Source organism: Pseudomonas sp. SZ40 (genome assembly GCF_052958135.1).
In genome coordinates this window covers 179,157-196,252 of record NZ_JBQWIF010000001.1, presented here as the reverse complement: position 1 = coordinate 196,252, position 17,096 = coordinate 179,157, and the positions used below count along the sequence as shown (strand labels likewise).

Below are 17,096 nucleotides of genomic sequence, written 5' to 3'. Positions count from 1 at the left end.
AAAGGAGCCATCGCATGTCGCTGTACATCTTCTGCCGTGACTTTAAGTTTTCCCAGTTGCCTGCTCATACCCAGGCAATACTGAAAAAAAGCCTGCTCGATATCGTTGGGGTAATGGCTGGGGCGGTAACCAACGAGACCAGCCAGACGCTCTATCGCTTCGCTCGCCAACACTATCCCGGTGGAGCGTTCATCAGTCGGCTGCCTTTCGATGGTACCCAGGTAAGTGTTTTGGGCGCCGGCTGGGCTGGCGGCTTCACGGCCGATAGCCTGGATGCACACGAAGGCCATTTCATGTCCAAGGGCCACGCGGGCGCAACGGTAGTTCCAGCTATCCTCGCCTTGGCTGACGCACTGCATGCGCAGGGCCAGCCGATCACTGGCAGGCAACTGCTCGAAGCACTCTGCGTCGGTTATGAAACAGGCTTGCGTGCTGGTGTATCACTGATATCCACCTCTCCGACCTACCATGCCTCAGGTGGTTTTTCGGCCATTGGCGTGGTGTGCGCGGGCGCACGCCTGATGGGGCTCGATGAAACCACCTTCCGCCATGCACTGGGAATTGCCGAGTATTTCAGCGCACGCTGCCCGATGATGCGCGTGGTTCAGCACCCGACCATGCTGCGTGATGCCCATGGCTCCGGGGCTTTCGTTGGGTTGAACGCATTGCTGATGGCCCGCGAGGGGGTAACCGGCGCTCCGGCCGAGACAGTCGAAGATGCCATTGCAGCACCCTACTGGGATGATCTGGGCAGCCGCTGGGAAATAGACGCCCAGTACTTCAAACCCTGGCCCGTGTGCCGCTGGGCTCAGCCCGCCCTCACCGCCATGAGCGAGCTGATGCGCGAGCACCCGCAAATCTGTGCTGACAACATCGCATCGATTCGTGTGGAAACTTTTTGGGAGTCGATGTGCCTGCAGGGCCACCGCCCCAGCAACGCCGACGAAGCCCAGTATGCCCTCGCCTTTCCACTGGCGGCGCTCATTGCACGCGGCAAGGTCGGCCCAGTTGAAGTCACCGGTGCAGCAATCACCGCGCCAGACATTCTTGCCGTCAGTGAACGCATCGAAATCGTAGAGTCAGCAGATATTTCGGCACGCTTCCCAAAGGAAATTCTTTCCCGCGTACTCGTGGCACTGAAGAGCGGCGAGCAGCTGGAGTCACCCATTACAGCCGCATTGGGTGACCCTGAACGCCCCATGACCTCAGAAGATATCGACATGAAATTCGATCTGTTTGCCGGTGTGAACCTCCGTCACCAAGCCTGCTTCGAGTTGAAGTCGGCCATAAAGGAACTGGAGCATTCCGCATCAGCCATCGATGCTCTGGCGCCACTGTTCCGGCCACACGATCAATAACCTGCAATCATGCTTTCCCCTCCTGAAATGTCGTTTGTAGCGCCACAGGTGGCGTAATACGCTCCGACCATGCATCACTGCGCAGCAGGGTGTCTCCGGCCTGCCCGCCGCCGAAGGCTTTCATAGCGATGGCGGCGTTTGCCATGAGTTTTCAAACATCACAAGACCAACAAGACCGTTAACGAAATTCGGCTCAAGGTATGTTTCCTGGAGGACCACTATGAGTAACAAGCAAACCGTCATCGACCTGATCTCTCAACGCAAAGCCCGACACTCGCTACCCCGTGAGCTGTACAGTGATCCCCAGGTCTATCGCCAGGATCTGGAGCAGATCTGGCACAAGGATTGGATCTTCGCCGGCCATACATTCGAAGTCGCCAAACCTGGCCAGTACTTCACCTTGCAGATCGGGGATTACCCGGTCGTTGTGGTAGGTGGCAAGAACGGCCAGGTGCATGCCTTTCATAACGCTTGCCGCCACCGTGGCGCCAAGGTCTGCGAGCACGAACAGGGTAAAGTAGCCAAGCTCGTATGCCCTTATCACAAGTGGACTTACGAGCTGGACGGCAACCTGTTGTTCGCTGGCAACATGGGCACTGACTTCGATAAAACCCAGTACAACCTGAAGCCCGTGCACTGCGAAATCGTCGAAAGCTTCATCTATGTCTGTGTCGCCACCAAGGCACCCGACTTCGACTCTTTCCGCAGCGCGGTAAAGCCCTTCATCGCGCCGCACTTTCTGGATAACTGCAAAGTCGCCTTCAAATCCGACCTGATCGAACGAGGCAACTGGAAGCTGGTTTTCGAGAATAACCGCGAGTGCTACCACTGCGACGGCACACACCCAGAGCTGCTCAATTCCTTCGTGGAGAACCTCTCAGTCGCAGGCGTGGGTGGCGAAGACGACCCGGAACTGAGCGCCCACTGGGCTCGCTGCGAACGAGCCGGTATGCCAAGCAAGCTGGTCATGGACATCAACGGCCGCTTCCGCATGACCCGCATCCCGCTCTCCGCTGGTGCAGTGAGCTACACGATGGATGGCAAGCCCGCCGTCAATGGTCGGCTCGACAAAAGCGGCGAAGCTGACATCGGTGCCCTGCTCTATTTCAATTACCCGTCCACCTGGAACCACTTTCTGGGCGACCACGCACTGAGCTTCCGAGTGCTGCCCATTGGCCCGAACGAAACCCTGGTTACTACAAAGTGGCTGGTGCCAGAGTCAGCGGTCGAGGGTGTGGATTACGACATCGAGCGCCTGACCAAGGTGTGGATCGCAACCAACGATCAGGATCGTCAGTTGGTCGAGGGCACTCAGGCCGGCGTCAATTCGCCTTCCTACGAACCAGGCCCATACTCGGAAATTGCCGAAAATGGCGTATGCCAATTCGATGATTGGTACTGCGCAACCATGCTAGAGCGCCTCCGCGGGCCGATTGCGCTGAAGTCTGTGGGCTGAGCGGCGGCTCGCTCGTGAACGTGCCAGAAAGCTACGTATTCATGACGTAGCTTTCTGGAATACCTCACCTGAATACCAAATAGAAAGACACTATGTGAATTCTGCATCGACGCGTGGACTCAGGCATCTTTGCAAGCCCAAACTTCTTTCCGCGAAGCTATACCAATAACAATGCCTCCCACCCCGCAGGAAACCACCCGTGAACATCAAACAGAAACTCACCTGGGCCTTCGCGGCCATAGCCTGTGTGCCCGTCGTGGTGGTCGCTATCGTGGTGGTCGTAAACCTTCGCGCTCAGGCGCAGGACAACTTCCTCGACAGCAGCAATCGAGAAATTCGTCAGATCGAAAACGCCATGAACCAGTTTTTCGACGCAATCGCACAGAACGTCGAATACTTGGCGAAAAGCCCGAAAATTCAGAACGCCCGAGACCTTAAGAGCTATGTCAGCGCCGATGCGGCTCAGACCCCGATGACAGAGACGGGCAAAGAGCTGCTGCAACTCTTCGATCAGTTCGCGGCTACCCACCCGACTACGGCGTATTTGTCCTTTGCCAATACAGATAGCACTTACGTCAGTTGGCCTGATGACCCCAAAATGCATAGCTACGATCCTCGCGTGCGGCCTTGGTACAAAAGCGCTTTGAACTCGCCAGGCAAAGTAGTACGCAGCCCTGCCTACTATTGGGCGACCGACGATGTAGTGTTGATGGCCACCGTCCGCACCGTTGATGACAGCCAGGGTAAAAACCTCGGGGTGATCAGCCTGGACGTTTCGCTCAAGCAGCTCACCGAACTGGTCAAGCAGATCAAGCTTGGCGAAAGTGGCTACCTGATGCTGCTGGAAAGCAACGGCAACGTGCTGGTCGACCCCCGCGATCCCGCCCATGGCTTCAAGTTGATCAGCGAGCTGGGCGACGGCTACACACAGTTGGCCGGCGTACAGAATGGCTTGGTCGAGGTAGAACTAGGCGGCGTGCCGTACATGGCCAACGTCTGGTCGTCGAGCACTCTGGGCTGGCGCTTTATCGGCCTGATCGAGCGCAGTGAAGTCATGGCCAAGGCCACCAGCCTGACCTGGCAGATCGCGATCATCGCGGCTGTGTTGGCCGTGCTGTTCGCCATCGTCGGTGCCAGCTTCGCCGGCCTGATTGTCAAACCGATCCGCAGCGTGGCCGGTGGCCTGGAAGGCATCGCCCAGGGCGAAGGCGACCTGACCCGCAACCTCGACGTGCGCGGCAATGACGAAACCGCCCTGCTGGCACGCTGGTTCAACCAGTTCCTCGGCGCCATCCGCACCCTGGTGCAACGCATCGGCAGCGCTTCGGCGGATCTGCAAACCGCCTCGGATGCCAGCACCCGCGTGGCCCGCGACATGAACGACGCCGCCGGCCGGCAGCGCGAGGCCGTGGAGCTGGTGTCCACCGCTTTCAACGAGATGGTCGCCACCGCCAACGAAGTGGCCCGTTCCTGCAGCCACGCAGCCTCCTCGGCCGACTCAGGCCAACGTCAGGTGCACGATGGTCAGTTGCAGATCGACGAAGCCACCGGCAGCGTCTCGCGGCTGAGCGAGAACCTGCAGAAGTCGGCCCAGGCCATGCAGGTGCTGGAGCAGGACAGCAAGAACATCAACGCCATCCTCGACACCATCCGCTCGATCGCCGAGCAGACCAACCTGCTGGCCCTCAACGCTGCCATCGAGGCCGCACGCGCGGGTGAACAGGGGCGTGGTTTCGCCGTGGTCGCCGACGAAGTACGCGCACTGGCGAAGCGCACGGCGGATTCAACCGGCGAGATCGACAGCCTGCTGGGTGGCCTGGCCAAACGCACTCAGGACGTGACCAAGCAGATGCAGAGCAGCCTGAGCATGTCGCAGCAGAGCGTCGAACGGATTCAGCAGGCTCGCGACAGCTTCGAGCAGATCCGCACCTCGGTGGACGAGATCCGCGATCAGAACAATCAGATCGCCACCGCAGCCGAAGAACAGCACCACGTGGCCGAAGACATCAACCGGCACATCGCGCAGATTCAGACCGACGCACAACTGGTCGAGGAACTGGCGCATTCGGCGCGCAGCGACTCACAGCGCCTGGAGTCGCTGTCCGGCGAATTGAATGGTCTGGTGGGGCGCTTCAGAACTTGACCTGCCCTCAAAATCAGCAAGATTGTTTTTTGGCTGCCTACTTTTCGTTGATTTAAACCGCATCAGAGAAGGTATTGGCGCCGACTCGACAAGAATGAGATCGATAATATGCCGAACAGACGAAGCTTCAGTGAGCTGCTACAGGGGCAAAACCTTCGGTTTATAGGTGATAAGAGCCTCACCCTACAAAAAGCTAATGTCGGTTTTTTGCTTCTGGAGCACTTCTCCCTGCCTGCCTTCACTCAGGCACTGGATATCCTGGTAACGGCCAACCTGATCAGCGCTAACGTATTCGCGACTCGAACATTCAGCCTGAACGGGGAAGCGGTAGTCAGTGATCTAGGCATCACCATCTGTCCAAGTGCTGAACTGAACGTGAGCCACCTTGCTCGACTCGACCTGCTGGTGGTCTGCGGCGGATTGCGTACCAACTTGCGCCCGATTTCTGTTCTGAAACAACTTCTCCACACTGCGAGTGAAAAGCAAATCGCCTTGGCAGGCCTGTGGAGCGGCGCTTGGTTTCTAGGACAAGCAGGACTGCTTGACGGCTATAAATGTGCGATCCACCCAGAACATCGATCTGCCCTGGCGGAGATCGCTAAGAACAGCCAAGTCACCTCGGAAAGCTTCATGGTCGATCGCGACAGGTTGACGGCCGCTAGCCCTACCGGTGCGTTCAACATGGTGCTGGAGTGGATCAACAAACTCCATGGCCGCGATCTGGTTGAAGGGATCGTAGATATCCTGGCTTTCGAAGAGTCTCGGTTTAGGCGCGTCCGTCCGGCTCTGCACGCCAAAATGAGCGAACCGCTGCGTAATGTGATCAGTTTGATGAGCGCGAATGTCGAAGAGCCCCTGAGTGCCGAGCAATTAGCCCAATATTCTGGCCGTTCTCGGCGGCAGATCGAGCGGCTCTTCCAGCAGCAACTTGGTACCACACCGGTACGTTACTATCTGGAGCTTCGTATCACCGAAGGTCGACGCCTGCTCCAGTACTCCGACTTACCTATCTTAGATGTCAGCGTCGCCTGCGGTTTCGCCTCGCCAAGCCATTTCAGTAAATGCTACGCCGCCTACTTCGGTAACTCGCCCTCGAAAGAGGTACGGCACGGTAACGTGAGATCACGTAAATAGATCGCCAGGCCAATTCGTTTCTCGCCGGGCCCATACCAGCCTCGAACAATGCTGTTCACCCTCGTTACCGACTGCAATCACCCCCCGACACGTGACGCCCCATGTGGCTGCAGCCAAAGAGCGATTCTGCTCACGCGCTGCAGCGAACCAGGAGAACAACGGCAGAGCAGGCTGCCACACGGGAGGCGGGTCATGACCACCCCGTGAATCAAGGCAGTCACGTTGCAACGCTCCGGCAGGTTGCCATCGCCAAACCTGCGAGCTAGAGTGCGCCGGTCACGGTCGATGCCGTGACCGGGTGTAGCAACCTGAAAAACCAAGACGCGGTGCGTCGCACTTGCATAGTCGGTACTCGGTGCCGTGCTACTGCATTTCTATGGCGGCCCGTACGGGGCAGGCTTCGGCCTGGCCGGTTCCCTTGGTTTCCGGTTTGCTACCCCTGTACGGTCCGCCACCATAACCGCGTAGCAACGGCGGTGGCGGCTCCTTAAGCAAACCAGGGAGCATAAGGAAAATGCGCCATCCAGCTTTTACGCCAGGGCACCACCCTACCTGCACACTGACACCCTTCGCCTCCAGCCAGGAGGTGCGCCATGGCTGAACCACGCAGCCCGGTCATTCGTTTCCCCAGAGGGCAAAGCCCCATTCCGAAAACCTGCCCACCACCCCCTCGCGATACTCAGGGTGACGCCGAACTGCGTGCCAGTTTGCTGGCCGACATATTCGACGAACTGATCCGCAAGAAAGGCGAACACCCCGAAGGCCTGCTAGTGCACGCCGCCGCGCTGTTCGCAAAGGACCTGCTCGAAGAGATGGTGGTGCTCTATCGCCAGGCGCTGTGCGAGGCGCAGGGAGGCAGTGGGCATGTTTAGAGGCGATATCACGATGCTTCCCGCCAATGCCACAGGTAATGGCGCCTTGCATCAGCGAACGCCCTTGACGCGGCTTCAAGGGATATCACAAGCACCTCAACCTTATCGGTAAACGACAGGGCATCACTGTCGGGGTCGTTGTCGGCCACGGCAGTGATGCCTATAGAAAGCGATAGCGACCCAGCTTGACGGAGTGGCTCGCTCCCCTTCTGGTGGCAACCCCGCCCTCAAATACGAAAACGCCCCACCAGCGCACTCAATTCCACCGCCAGGCGCGACAGCTCGTGGCTGGCCGAGTTGGTTTGCAGCGCGCCAGCCGCTGACTGAGCCGAGAGATCGCGTATGGCCACCAGATTGCGGTCCACTTCGCGGGCCACCTGGGCCTGCTCTTCCGCAGCGCTGGCGATCACCAGATTGCGTTCGTTGATCTGCCCGATGGCGGAGAAGATTTCTTCCAGCATTTCGCCACTGGCCTGGGTGATCTTCAGGGTGTCCTGGGCTTTTTCGGTACTCGAACGCATGACGCTGGCGGCCTGCTCGGCGTTGTTCTGCACCGTGGCGATCATCTGCTCGATTTCCCGGGTCGAGGTCTGGGTGCGGTGCGCCAGGGTGCGCACCTCGTCGGCCACCACGGCGAAGCCACGCCCTGCTTCACCGGCGCGTGCGGCTTCGATGGCGGCGTTGAGCGCCAGCAGGTTGGTCTGCTCGGATATCGAGCGGATCACGTCCAGTACCGTGCTGATGTTCTGCACTTCGCTGGCCAGGTTCTGGATGCGCTCGGCGCTGTCCTGAATCTCGGTGGCCATCGAATGGGTGCCCTGAATGTTTTCCCGCACCTGCTCGCGGCTCTTCTGCGACAGGCCGTCGGAGGCCGTGGCGGCCTGGGAGGTGGACACGGCATTGCGCGCCACCTCCTCCACCGCACTGGTCATTTCGGTGACTGCCGTGGCGGCCTGTTCGAGTTGCTGGTCCTGCTGTTGCAGGCCGCGGTTGCTCTCTTCAGTCACCACGTTGAGCTGCTCTGCCGCGGACGCCAACTGGGTGGCGGAGCCTGCGATCAGGTTCAGGGTGTCGCGCTGGCTGGTCTGCATCTGCTGCAGCTCGACGAACAACTCGCCGATTTCGTTGCGCCCGGGCACCGACACCGGCTGGGTCAGGTCGCCCCCGGCAATGCGCCGAAAATGCTCGCCCGCCTCGCGCAGAGGGCGCAGCACGCGGCCAGCGATGAAGCCCCAGCACAGCACGGCCAGCACCAGCGTCACCACGGCAAGAGCGATCGCCAGGGTCTGCGAGAGGGTCAGGCGCTGCGCCGACTGCGCGATGATCTGCTTGCTGCGTGCATCCAGTTCGTCGACCAGCTTGACGCGCACCGCCTGCAACTTGGTCATGCCATTACCGGCAGCGATATTCACCTGGAAGTAATCAGCGGCAGACTGCGAGCGGGTAGCCGCACGCTGGCCGACGATGGCCTCGCCGTACTCGGTGAAGGCCGCCTTCAACTCACGGACATAGCCTTGCAATACCGGGTCGGTGATGTCGGCAGTGGCGGACTCGACCTTGGCGATGGCCTCTTTCCAGATGCCCTCACTGCGTACCAGGCGGGCCTCGGAATCCTGCTGATGCCCACCCACCGACTCGATGAACGCAGACGACACGTTGGCACTGGTGCGGATGGCCAGCAACAGGGCGTTGTTGATGCCGTCGATCTGCCGGGTGGCGCGGTTCAGCTCGCTGATCTGCTCGTGACTGAGCTCGGCCGATTGCCAGTTGTTGACCACCGAAAACAGCAGCGCGACGACGAACACGACAAGCACCGCAGCCATTCCGGTGCGGACTTTCAGGTGAGGAAACATGGCAATCGCTCCAGGCAGGAGCCCAAGACGGGCTCGAATGCCTAGAGGTATCCAACGCAGCGGTGAAAACTTTAGATCGACAGTGTGGGTTGTGTGCGATCAACGCACAGCCGTTGCAAGCGTATGCGCATCGAGGTGCAGATGAGCATGGCGTTCCGGAGCAGCCCCATTGCCTAAAGAATCACACGAGGCAGCCGTTAACCAGGCACAAGGCTATCGATGCCAACGCTCGCCCAGCGATGGGCTGAGCATCTTGCCCCGGGCGTCATCACCGACACGTCGCGCCAGGACTTAGGGATAGAGACGAATAGGGATGGGTGAGATGAGTGACATGCCGGCACTGAGCGCCTACATAGCCATTGCTCCACGAACCAACCAAGCCTGGCGGGTATCTGCCGAACCTGCGGAGAAATCTGGCGGTGCGAGTGCTGGCGGCAGCAACGCCGCTGCGCTGGCGCAGGGTAATAGCGTGCAGCTCAGCGAGGAGTCGCTGCGCAAATACCACGATTACGCAGCGGCATTGAGGGCCGGCAGCGTCAGCCACAGCGTGGCGCTTTCCGTGGCCGGCAGGATTCACAACCCAAGTGGGCTCAGCGCAGAAGAGAGCGAAGCCTTTCTCGCCAACCTGCCCATCGACCGGCTGGGCCTCGTGGAACGTCAGCAGCAGGAAATGAATGCCGCGAATGCCGTGCTTGGCGCTACATCTCGACAGATCGAGCAGACCTATACCGACCTCCTCGAAGCTATCCACGCAGAGCGACCGGACCTGCAAGACGCATCCTTCGGTTTCAGCGTAGAAGCCGGTGGGCGGCTCACGCTCACCAACATCGAGGGCCTCGATAGCGATCAGGCTGCCTGGCTGGACCACGCACTGAATGCATCTGCCGATCTGGTGAAGCAGGCCGGTGAGCTGGCCGATGCGCAGATCGCGCTCTTCAAGGTCGAGAACTTCAGCCTTGGCATCGATTTCGATCGCGACAACTATGCGCGGACCATCGATATCGGTGCCGAGCTGCTGGCCCGAGCCGGGGCTCGCGATGCTTCCCGTTCCGACTCCGCGAGCGGTGCGCACCAGAGGAACTGGGACAATAACTGGAGACAGCAGTTATGGACCCACGGCGAGAGGAGCCTGCTCAAGGTCGAGGTTGGCTGAGGTCGATGCTGTGCGTCACGCACTCATGTTCCAGGTGATTCACTCAGTACCGCACCTTTCGCCCGGCCCGGAGCAGGGTTCGCGCCCGTAGTATCAGGCCCGAGCCGGAAGATCAGCTCGGGACCTGGAACACGCTGCCGGACCACTCCTGGCTCAGCTGTTACACCGCGTGCGCCTCGGGCCACTCGCTCTCGCCAAGCAGCGCGGCAACGGTTCGCTCGCCCAGGCCGAGGCCCACGCTCATGCCCAGCCCGGTATGCATGAGCACGGCAGTCACCCCATCGGCAGCAGGCAATACGCTGAATGGGCCTGGACCGCGCGTGCCATATACGCCCTGCCAGCGCTCGAGCACGTGCAGGCGTCCGCCGAGGGTGTGCTCAGCCAGCCCGATGAGCAGATCATCCACTCCCTCCTCGTTGAACGGCGCGGCATCGCTACCGTAGTCATGGGAATCACCGATGATCAATTCACCGTAGGGCGTGGGGCTGATCAGCAGGTGAATACCGCGCTCTTCCAATATCGGGTAATCGCGACGTATCTCCGTACGAATCGCTTCGGCCTCGGGCAGGTCACTGAATGCGCCGTAATGCACGCAGCTCAGGCCCGTGAGCACGGCGTGCTGCAGGTCCAGCGGCTGCGCCAACCGAGCCCGCAGCATCTGCAGGCGACACACCGAAGGCTGCAACCTGGCCATCGGCTCGGCCAGCAGGGTCTGATAGTCGTGGCCGGAGCAGACGACGATGTGCCGCGCCGAAAAGCGCCCCGTGGTCGTCAGGGCACTGCCAGGCTCGACGTCCCGCACCAGCGTCGAGAAGTGGAATTCAACGCCCTGGCCGGCCAGGTAATCGATGATCTGTGGCAGCGCTTCCCGGGAGAACAGTTGCTGGTCGTCCAGGCCATGCAGGGCTGCGCGGTGATGAGCGAAGCGGCCGTCATAAAGACTGTCGAGGGCTGCTCCGCGCAGTAGTTCGGTGCGGTAGCCAAACTCTTGGGCACGACCGGCGCAGAATGCCTCCAGCATGGCCTCTTCGGCTTCGGTGCGGGCCAGCACCAAGGAACCCTGTTTCTTCATCGACAGCCCGGCGGCCGCGCCCAAGTGCGCCCAAAGGCCGTGGGACTGGCGCGCCAGGTCGAGCATCGGGCCGGGCGCCTGGCCGGTCACCAGGGCCTGACCGAAATTGCGAATGGATGCACCCAGAGGCGTATGGCTGCGTTCGAATACGCGAACCTTGAGGCCGCGGCGCACACCCGCCCAGGCATGCGCAAGGCCCAGGATGCCGGCACCTACGATCAGCAGGTCACAGTCGTGCTGACTCATGGAAAACTCCTCGAGAGGGGAAGTGGCCGCCAGAGCGGCCAGCAGATTGCAAGTAAAAGCCCGTGCGGCTTACTGACTGACCGGCTCGGACTTGCCGTCATAGCGCTTGCGCCATTCGGCGAGAATCCGCTCGCGGTTCTCCGAGGCCCAGTTGAAATCGTTGTTGATCAGGCGTTGCTCGTAGTCGGCCGGCAGTTCCTGAAACCGCTCGGCGATGGCCGGCTGAGCCAGTACGGCGAAGTTGGCCTTGTACAGTTCCATGGCCTCCCGGCTGGCAGCGAAGTCGGCAAGCTTCCTGGCTGCATCCAAGTGCTGAGTGCCCTTGATGATCGCGCTCGCCTCGATCTCCCAACCCAGGCCCTCCTTGGGCAGCACGATGGCCAGCGGCGCACCCTTGCGCTTGAGCTGAACGGCCGGGTACTCGAAGGAGATGCCGATGGGAAACTCGCCGGCGGCGGCCTGCTTGCAGGGTTTTGAACCGGAATGGGTGTACTGGCCGATGTTCTGGTGCAGCTTGTCCATGTAGGCCCAGCCGCCGTCTTCGCCGAAGATCTGCAGCCAGGCGCTGACGTCCAGGTAGCCGGTGCCGGAAGACGCCGGGTTGGGCATGACGATCTTGCCCTTGTAGACCGGATCGGTCAGGTCTTCCCACTTGGTCGGCTTCGGCAAGCCCTGTTTTTCGGCCTCGATGGTGTTGAAGCAGATGCTCGCGGCCCACACGTCCATGCCCACCCAGGACGGCGGATTGTCGCTGTCGCGGTAGTTGGCGCCGATCTTGTCCAGGCTGGCCGGTGCGTAAGCTTCGAGCATGCCCTGCTGCTTGAGGATAGCCAGGCTGGAACCCGCCAGGCCCCAGACGGCATCGGCCTGTGGGCGATCCTTCTCGGCCAGCAGTTTGGCAGTGACGATCCCGGTGGAATCGCGTACCCATTTGATGCGGATATCGGGGTGCTGCTTCTCGAATGCCTGCTGATAAGGCTTGAGCTGTTCGACTTCCAGAGCGCTGTAGACAGTCAGTTCGGTGGCGGCCTGGGCATGCAGGGCGCCAGCGGCGAGCAGGCCAGTGGCAAGGGCGATGCGCTTGAACATGGTGTGGATCCTGTGTGCGAGGGATGGGCGTACGAATGGGGAAGACGGACTCAGCAGCTTTGCGGGCTTTCGCCGCGAGCCAGACGCGCGTTGATGGCATCGATGACCGGCGGCAGATCGGCCAGGGTGTCGATCAGGTAATGGGGTTGGCTAGCGGCGAACAACGCATCGATACGCTGACGCTCGGTCTCCAGGCGCTCGCCGGGCAGCGCCTGGTATTGCTCCCAGGTCAGGCCCAGAAAGTTGCCTGAAAAGCGCAGTGCCACCGTCCACATGCCGGCCCCACGGCCCTCGATAATGCCGGGCTCGGTGTCATCGACCTTGACGCAGGCGGCCACGTCGTCGAGCCCCAGAGCGATCACGTTGGCCAGTGCCTGAGCAGGGCTCGGGCGGCCCTTAGGCACTTCATCGGTAGCCACGACATGGTCCGGGCAATAACCAGAGGCCGCTGCCAGTTCGACGACCTGCTGCATGACGACCTTCGGGTAGCCTGAACAGCTGCCGATCTTCAGGCCCCGTCCACGCAGGGTCGCCACAGCGTCCAGAGCACCGGGAATCGGCGCGGAATGCTCACCGACCTTGGCGATCTGCAGAGGCATGAATCGCTCGTAGATGGCGGTCACGTCGGCATCGCTCGGCAGGCGCCCGAAACGCGTCTGGAAGCGCTCAGCCACAGCGGGCTGGTCGCACAGGGTACGGATGTGATCCCACTTGCCCATGCCCATGGGGCCGCGAGCTTCAGCGAGGCTGATCTGTACGTCGAACTCGGCGAACGCCTCGACGAAGATGCGGGTAGGGGCGAAGGAGCCGAAATCGACCACGGTACCCGCCCAGTCGAGGATAACGGCCTGCAGATGATCGGGGTGCTGGTAGCGCATATGGATGCTCCGGGAGATCAAAGGCCAGGCGCAGCACGCCAGGCCTGGGAGCTTCGCAGCAAGCCGCGCGAAGCCCAGGCCAGCAGGAGCGATACGCTGGCGGAGGTGAGAAGAATGAGGGTCGACATGGCGGCGGCACCGCCGACGTTGCCGGCATCGTCCATGTTCAGCACGGCGACGGACGCCACCACGCTGTCCGGGCTGTAGAGGAAGATCACCGCCGAGACGGTGGTCATCGCTGAAACGAACAGATAGCGGACGATATCCAGCAGCGCCGGCAGGCAGATCGGCACCGTAACCCGCAGGAAGTGGCGCAGCAGCGGCACCTTCAACGACAGCGCTGCGGACTCGAACTCGCCGTCGAGCTGGCGCAGCGCGGCGGCTGCGCTCATCTGCGCAGTGGTCAAAAAGTGCGCCACGGTGCACACCACCAGCAGCGCCAGGCTGCCATAAAGCCCATGCAGCGGATTGGCCGGCAGGTTGAAGAAAAAGACGTAGCCCAACCCGAGCACCAATCCGGGCACGGCCATAGGGATGAAGCACAGCAGGCGCAGCACCTGGGTCAGCGGGTTTTGCCGAGTCTTTTCCAGCAAGTAGCTGCCAGTGAAGATCAGCACACTGCCGAACAATGCCGTGGCAGTCGCCAGCAACAGGCTGTTGCGATAGGCCAGCCAGCCACCGGGCAGATCCGAGAACGCGTAGTTGTGCAGCGACAGCGACAGGTCGTAGGGCCAGAATTTGACCAGCGACGAGTACACCGCCATGCCGAACACGCCGAGCAGAACCGTACACACCAGTAACACCAGCAGCAGAAAGGCGCTGTCGCGACCCGACCGGGGCTGGGGGTGATAAACCTGGGCACGACCGCCCATGGCATCGCGCTGACGGCGGCGCAACCAGAAGTCGACGGCGAAGCTGAACAGTGCCGGCAGCAGCAGGAACAGCCCGATCAGAGCACCACGGCCAAACTGCTGCTGGCCGAGCACCGCCTTGTAGGCTTCCAGCGCCAGCACCTGATAGTCGCCACCGACCACCACCGGCACGCCGAAGTCGGTGATGCACAGGGTGAACACCAGGCAGCCAGCGGCGAAGACCCCTTGCCGGCTACCTGGCCAGGTGATGCTGCGAAAAGCGCGCCAGGGCGAGGCGCCCATGCTCGAAGCGGCGTCGAACAGGCGGGCGTCAGCCAGCGCCAAAGCGCTGAGCAACACCATCAGGGCATGGGGAAAAGTGTAGATGGCCTGGCCCAGCACGATGCCCCAGAAGCCGTAGATGCTGTCAGGTATCCAGTCACGCAGCATGCCCTGATTGCCGAACAGGTAGATCAAAGCGATACCCGGCAACATCGAGGGCGCCAGCAGAGGCAGCAGCGATATGCCGCGCCATAGTCCCTTGCCCGGCAGGCAGGTGCGTAGCAGACCGTAAGCGAAGCCATAGGCCAGTGGCAGCACGATCATCACCACAGCCAGGGCACTGGTCAGGCTGTTGCCGAGCAGCCAGCGAAAATTGGCACTGCCGAATAGCTCTCCAGCAGCCGCCAGGCCGCCGCCCTGCCCCGGATCGCCTGCCAGCCCACGCCAGAGCATGGCAAGCAAGGGCAGGAGCACGGCCAGCACCAGAAGCACCAGCAACAGCCATTGCCCGCCCAATACGAACAGCCGGTCGGCGGTATCCGTCGAGCGCTGCGATAGTTTCGCTACACGCTGCGCCGTCACGACCTGTTCCATCAGGCGAACACCTGCAGGCTGCGCGGCGGCAAGGCCACGCGAATCTGCTTGCCGTGCAAATTAGGCAGCGCTTCGGGAGCCATTTCGGCCAATAGTGCATGGCCCGGCAGATCGTCCAGTTCGAAGCTCAGGCGGCAGCGATTGCCGAGGAATGTGAGCTCGCGCATATGCGCCGGGAACAGGTTGTCCTGCTCGAGCTCAGGGTTGATCAGGATCGCTTCGGGTCGGCAGAACAGGCGCCCGCCCGCTCCCTGCCCGGTGTCTGCCAGACGTATGCTCAGTTGGCCGACACGGGCATGACCACCATCTCGCTCGAATGGTAACCAGTTGCCCTGGCCGACGAATTCGGCAACGAAAGGCGTTGCCGGTGCTTTGTAGATGGTTTTTGGGGTGGCGTACTGCTCGATCCGCCCCTGATTCATCACCGCGATGCGGTCGGCCATCAACATGGCCTCTTCCTGATTGTGAGTGACCATCAGGGTGGTGATGCCAAGCTGGCGCTGCAGGCTGCGCAGCTCGCCGCACAGGTGCTCGCGTACCTGGGCATCGAGGGCCGACATCGGCTCGTCGAGCAACAACAGCGAAGGGCTCGGCGCCAGGGCGCGGGCCAATGCAACACGCTGTTGCTGGCCGCCGGAGAGCTGTGCCGGGTACTTGTGCCCGCTGCCGCTCAGGCTGACCAGTTCGAGCATCTCTTCGACGCGCCTGCGGACCTCATCTCGCCCACGGCCGGACAGGCCATAGGCGATGTTCTGGGTGACCGTCAGGTTGGGAAACAGCGCATAGGACTGGAACAGAATGCCGTAGTCACGTGCCTGGGGCGGCAGCGCTGAAACGTCTCGCCCGGCGAAGTGCAGGCTGCCCTGCTCCTGACGCTCCAGGCCGGCGATGCAACGCAGCAGCGTGGTCTTGCCGCAGCCGGACGGCCCGAGCAGGCAGACCAGCTCGCCGGCGTTGACGTCCAGCGATACGCCATCCAGCGCCTTGAAGGTGCCGAAGCCTTTATGAATGTCGCGCAGTTGCAGGTCGACGGTAGCCATGCCAGGAACCTCGTTTGGAATCGAACGAGTGTCATCTTGGGGTCGGCATGCGAAGGCTTTGTGGCAGTAGGGCAAAAGCCGCCGATAGTGCTATCAGCGTTTTTATGAAGACAAGGTCCTGATCAGGCGTCGGTGGATTCCCGGGCGATGGCCAGGAAGGCCGCCGGCAGACGCGCCTGGCGGCGTTCGCGCAGGCAGTAGAGGTATTCCGGGATCAGCGGCGCACCATCCAGGGCGATGACGCGCAGTTCCTGATTGTCCGGCACCTCGTGGCGGGCGATGACACTGATGCCGATATTGCGCAGCACTGCCTCGCGAATCGACTCGCGGCTGCCGATTTCCAGTAACGGCCCCAAGGCGACACCGGCCTCACGCAGCATCTGCTCGGTGAGCTGGCGCGTGGTCGAACCCACTTCGCGCATCAACAGACAGTGCCCGGCCAGCGCCGAGGGCGGCAAACTCTTGTGGTTGGCCAGCGCATGGCTGCGGTGCACGGCCAGTACCAGAGGGTCCTCGCCGAGCAGCAAACGGGTGAAGCGCGAATCCTCTTCCAGCTGTGAGGAGGCGGCCAGATCGACTCGATACTCTTCCAGCGCCTCGATCACTTGCAGTGAATTGCCGATCTCCAGCGTCACCTGGATCTGCGGCAGGCGCTCGCGAAAGCGCCGGACCAGGTCGAGCACGTAATAGGGAGCGGTCGCGGCGATGCGCAGGCTGCCCTGCACCTGGCCGCAATTGCGCAGGTAGAATTCGATATCGGCTTCTTGCTGCAGCAGTGCCTGCACCATCGGCAGCAGGCGCGCGCCATCCTCACTCAGGGTGAACCGCCGCCCACCTCGGTAGAACAGTTCGACACCATACTGCGCCTCCAGATTGCGAATCTGGGTAGTGACTGTAGGCTGGCTGAGACCGAGTTTCTTCGCCGCATGGGTGATGCTGCCCAGACGGGCGACCATGTGGAAGGACTTGAGCTCGGCAGATAGCATGTCCGATGTGGCGCCTCGGGGCGGAAGCCAATTCAGGCCGCCTGGTTAACGGAACGAGAATGGTACGCCGGCAAAGCCGCAAAAGGCCA

13 protein-coding genes and 1 pseudogene are annotated in these 17,096 nt (G+C 61.5%); 6 read left to right on the top strand and 8 right to left on the bottom strand.

The window, feature by feature from the left end:
* Positions 1-14 precede the first annotated feature (14 nt).
* The 5 genes from ACT9T4_RS00885 (at position 15) to ACT9T4_RS00865 (ending at position 6,963) form a co-directional block, all read left to right on the top strand.
* On the top strand, positions 15-1,358 hold the full coding sequence (locus ACT9T4_RS00885; protein ID WP_499115044.1) for an MmgE/PrpD family protein: 1,344 nt from the start codon (positions 15-17) through the stop codon (positions 1,356-1,358).
* A 220-nt stretch (positions 1,359-1,578) separates the two neighbouring features.
* Positions 1,579-2,814 carry an aromatic ring-hydroxylating oxygenase subunit alpha gene (locus ACT9T4_RS00880; RefSeq protein ID WP_179538860.1) on the top strand — a complete coding sequence of 412 codons (1,236 nt, stop codon included), beginning with the start codon at positions 1,579-1,581 and terminating at the stop codon, positions 2,812-2,814.
* A gap of 199 nt (positions 2,815-3,013) precedes the next feature.
* Complete coding sequence (locus ACT9T4_RS00875; protein WP_179538861.1) at positions 3,014-4,957, top strand: methyl-accepting chemotaxis protein; 1,944 nt, start codon at positions 3,014-3,016, stop codon at positions 4,955-4,957.
* Positions 4,958-5,065: 108 nt separating this feature from the next.
* Positions 5,066-6,091, top strand: coding sequence for a GlxA family transcriptional regulator (locus ACT9T4_RS00870; RefSeq protein ID WP_499115043.1), 1,026 nt, complete (start codon positions 5,066-5,068; stop codon positions 6,089-6,091).
* Positions 6,092-6,684: 593 nt separating this feature from the next.
* On the top strand, positions 6,685-6,963 hold the full coding sequence (locus ACT9T4_RS00865; RefSeq protein ID WP_499115042.1) for a hypothetical protein: 279 nt from the start codon (positions 6,685-6,687) through the stop codon (positions 6,961-6,963).
* Positions 6,964-7,190: 227 nt separating this feature from the next.
* On the opposite strand, the gene ACT9T4_RS00860 is transcribed toward ACT9T4_RS00865, so the two are convergent.
* Positions 7,191-8,054 carry a methyl-accepting chemotaxis protein gene (locus tag ACT9T4_RS00860; RefSeq protein WP_413694630.1) on the bottom strand — a complete coding sequence of 288 codons (864 nt, stop codon included), beginning with the start codon at positions 8,052-8,054 and terminating at the stop codon, positions 7,191-7,193.
* Positions 8,055-8,351, bottom strand: a pseudogene (locus ACT9T4_RS00855) (HAMP domain-containing protein); the annotation flags it as partial.
* A 787-nt stretch (positions 8,352-9,138) separates the two neighbouring features.
* Here ACT9T4_RS00855 and ACT9T4_RS00850 point away from each other — a divergent pair.
* Positions 9,139-9,969: a hypothetical protein gene (locus ACT9T4_RS00850; RefSeq protein ID WP_156152624.1), complete on the top strand. Its 831-nt coding sequence runs from the start codon at positions 9,139-9,141 to the stop codon at positions 9,967-9,969.
* 160 nt (positions 9,970-10,129) lie between these two features.
* On the opposite strand, the gene ACT9T4_RS00845 is transcribed toward ACT9T4_RS00850, so the two are convergent.
* From ACT9T4_RS00845 to ACT9T4_RS00820, 6 genes are all read right to left on the bottom strand, one after another.
* Entirely contained in the window at positions 10,130-11,287 is a 1,158-nt protein-coding gene (locus ACT9T4_RS00845) for a TIGR03364 family FAD-dependent oxidoreductase (protein ID WP_179538866.1), read from the bottom strand.
* 69 nt (positions 11,288-11,356) lie between these two features.
* Positions 11,357-12,376, bottom strand: a complete 1,020-nt coding sequence (locus ACT9T4_RS00840; RefSeq protein ID WP_179538867.1) for a putative 2-aminoethylphosphonate ABC transporter substrate-binding protein — start codon at positions 12,374-12,376, stop codon at positions 11,357-11,359.
* A gap of 50 nt (positions 12,377-12,426) precedes the next feature.
* Positions 12,427-13,254: a phosphonoacetaldehyde hydrolase gene (gene phnX, locus ACT9T4_RS00835; protein WP_499115041.1), complete on the bottom strand. Its 828-nt coding sequence runs from the start codon at positions 13,252-13,254 to the stop codon at positions 12,427-12,429.
* A gap of 17 nt (positions 13,255-13,271) precedes the next feature.
* Positions 13,272-14,981 (bottom strand): putative 2-aminoethylphosphonate ABC transporter permease subunit, encoded by a 1,710-nt coding sequence (locus ACT9T4_RS00830; protein ID WP_499115040.1) that lies wholly within the window; start codon positions 14,979-14,981, stop codon positions 13,272-13,274.
* Entirely contained in the window at positions 14,981-16,021 is a 1,041-nt protein-coding gene (locus ACT9T4_RS00825) for a putative 2-aminoethylphosphonate ABC transporter ATP-binding protein (RefSeq protein WP_499115039.1), read from the bottom strand. The genes ACT9T4_RS00830 and ACT9T4_RS00825 overlap by 1 nt, the downstream gene beginning before the upstream one ends.
* 122 nt (positions 16,022-16,143) lie before the next feature.
* Positions 16,144-17,007, bottom strand: coding sequence for a LysR family transcriptional regulator (locus ACT9T4_RS00820; protein WP_042551739.1), 864 nt, complete (start codon positions 17,005-17,007; stop codon positions 16,144-16,146).
* Positions 17,008-17,096 lie beyond the last annotated feature (89 nt).

Coding starts and splice junctions, on each gene's coding strand:
- ACT9T4_RS00830 (WP_499115040.1), bottom strand. CDS start 14,981: ATGGAACAGGTCGTGACGGCGCAGCGTGTAGCGAAACTATCGCAGCGC.
- ACT9T4_RS00885 (WP_499115044.1), top strand. CDS start 15: ATGTCGCTGTACATCTTCTGCCGTGACTTTAAGTTTTCCCAGTTGCCT.
- ACT9T4_RS00870 (WP_499115043.1), top strand. CDS start 5,066: ATGCCGAACAGACGAAGCTTCAGTGAGCTGCTACAGGGGCAAAACCTT.
- ACT9T4_RS00880 (WP_179538860.1), top strand. CDS start 1,579: ATGAGTAACAAGCAAACCGTCATCGACCTGATCTCTCAACGCAAAGCC.
- ACT9T4_RS00825 (WP_499115039.1), bottom strand. CDS start 16,021: ATGGCTACCGTCGACCTGCAACTGCGCGACATTCATAAAGGCTTCGGC.
- ACT9T4_RS00820 (WP_042551739.1), bottom strand. CDS start 17,007: ATGCTATCTGCCGAGCTCAAGTCCTTCCACATGGTCGCCCGTCTGGGC.
- phnX (WP_499115041.1), bottom strand. CDS start 13,254: ATGCGCTACCAGCACCCCGATCATCTGCAGGCCGTTATCCTCGACTGG.
- ACT9T4_RS00840 (WP_179538867.1), bottom strand. CDS start 12,376: ATGTTCAAGCGCATCGCCCTTGCCACTGGCCTGCTCGCCGCTGGCGCC.
- ACT9T4_RS00865 (WP_499115042.1), top strand. CDS start 6,685: ATGGCTGAACCACGCAGCCCGGTCATTCGTTTCCCCAGAGGGCAAAGC.
- ACT9T4_RS00850 (WP_156152624.1), top strand. CDS start 9,139: ATGAGTGACATGCCGGCACTGAGCGCCTACATAGCCATTGCTCCACGA.
- ACT9T4_RS00860 (WP_413694630.1), bottom strand. CDS start 8,054: ATGCAGACCAGCCAGCGCGACACCCTGAACCTGATCGCAGGCTCCGCC.
- ACT9T4_RS00845 (WP_179538866.1), bottom strand. CDS start 11,287: ATGAGTCAGCACGACTGTGACCTGCTGATCGTAGGTGCCGGCATCCTG.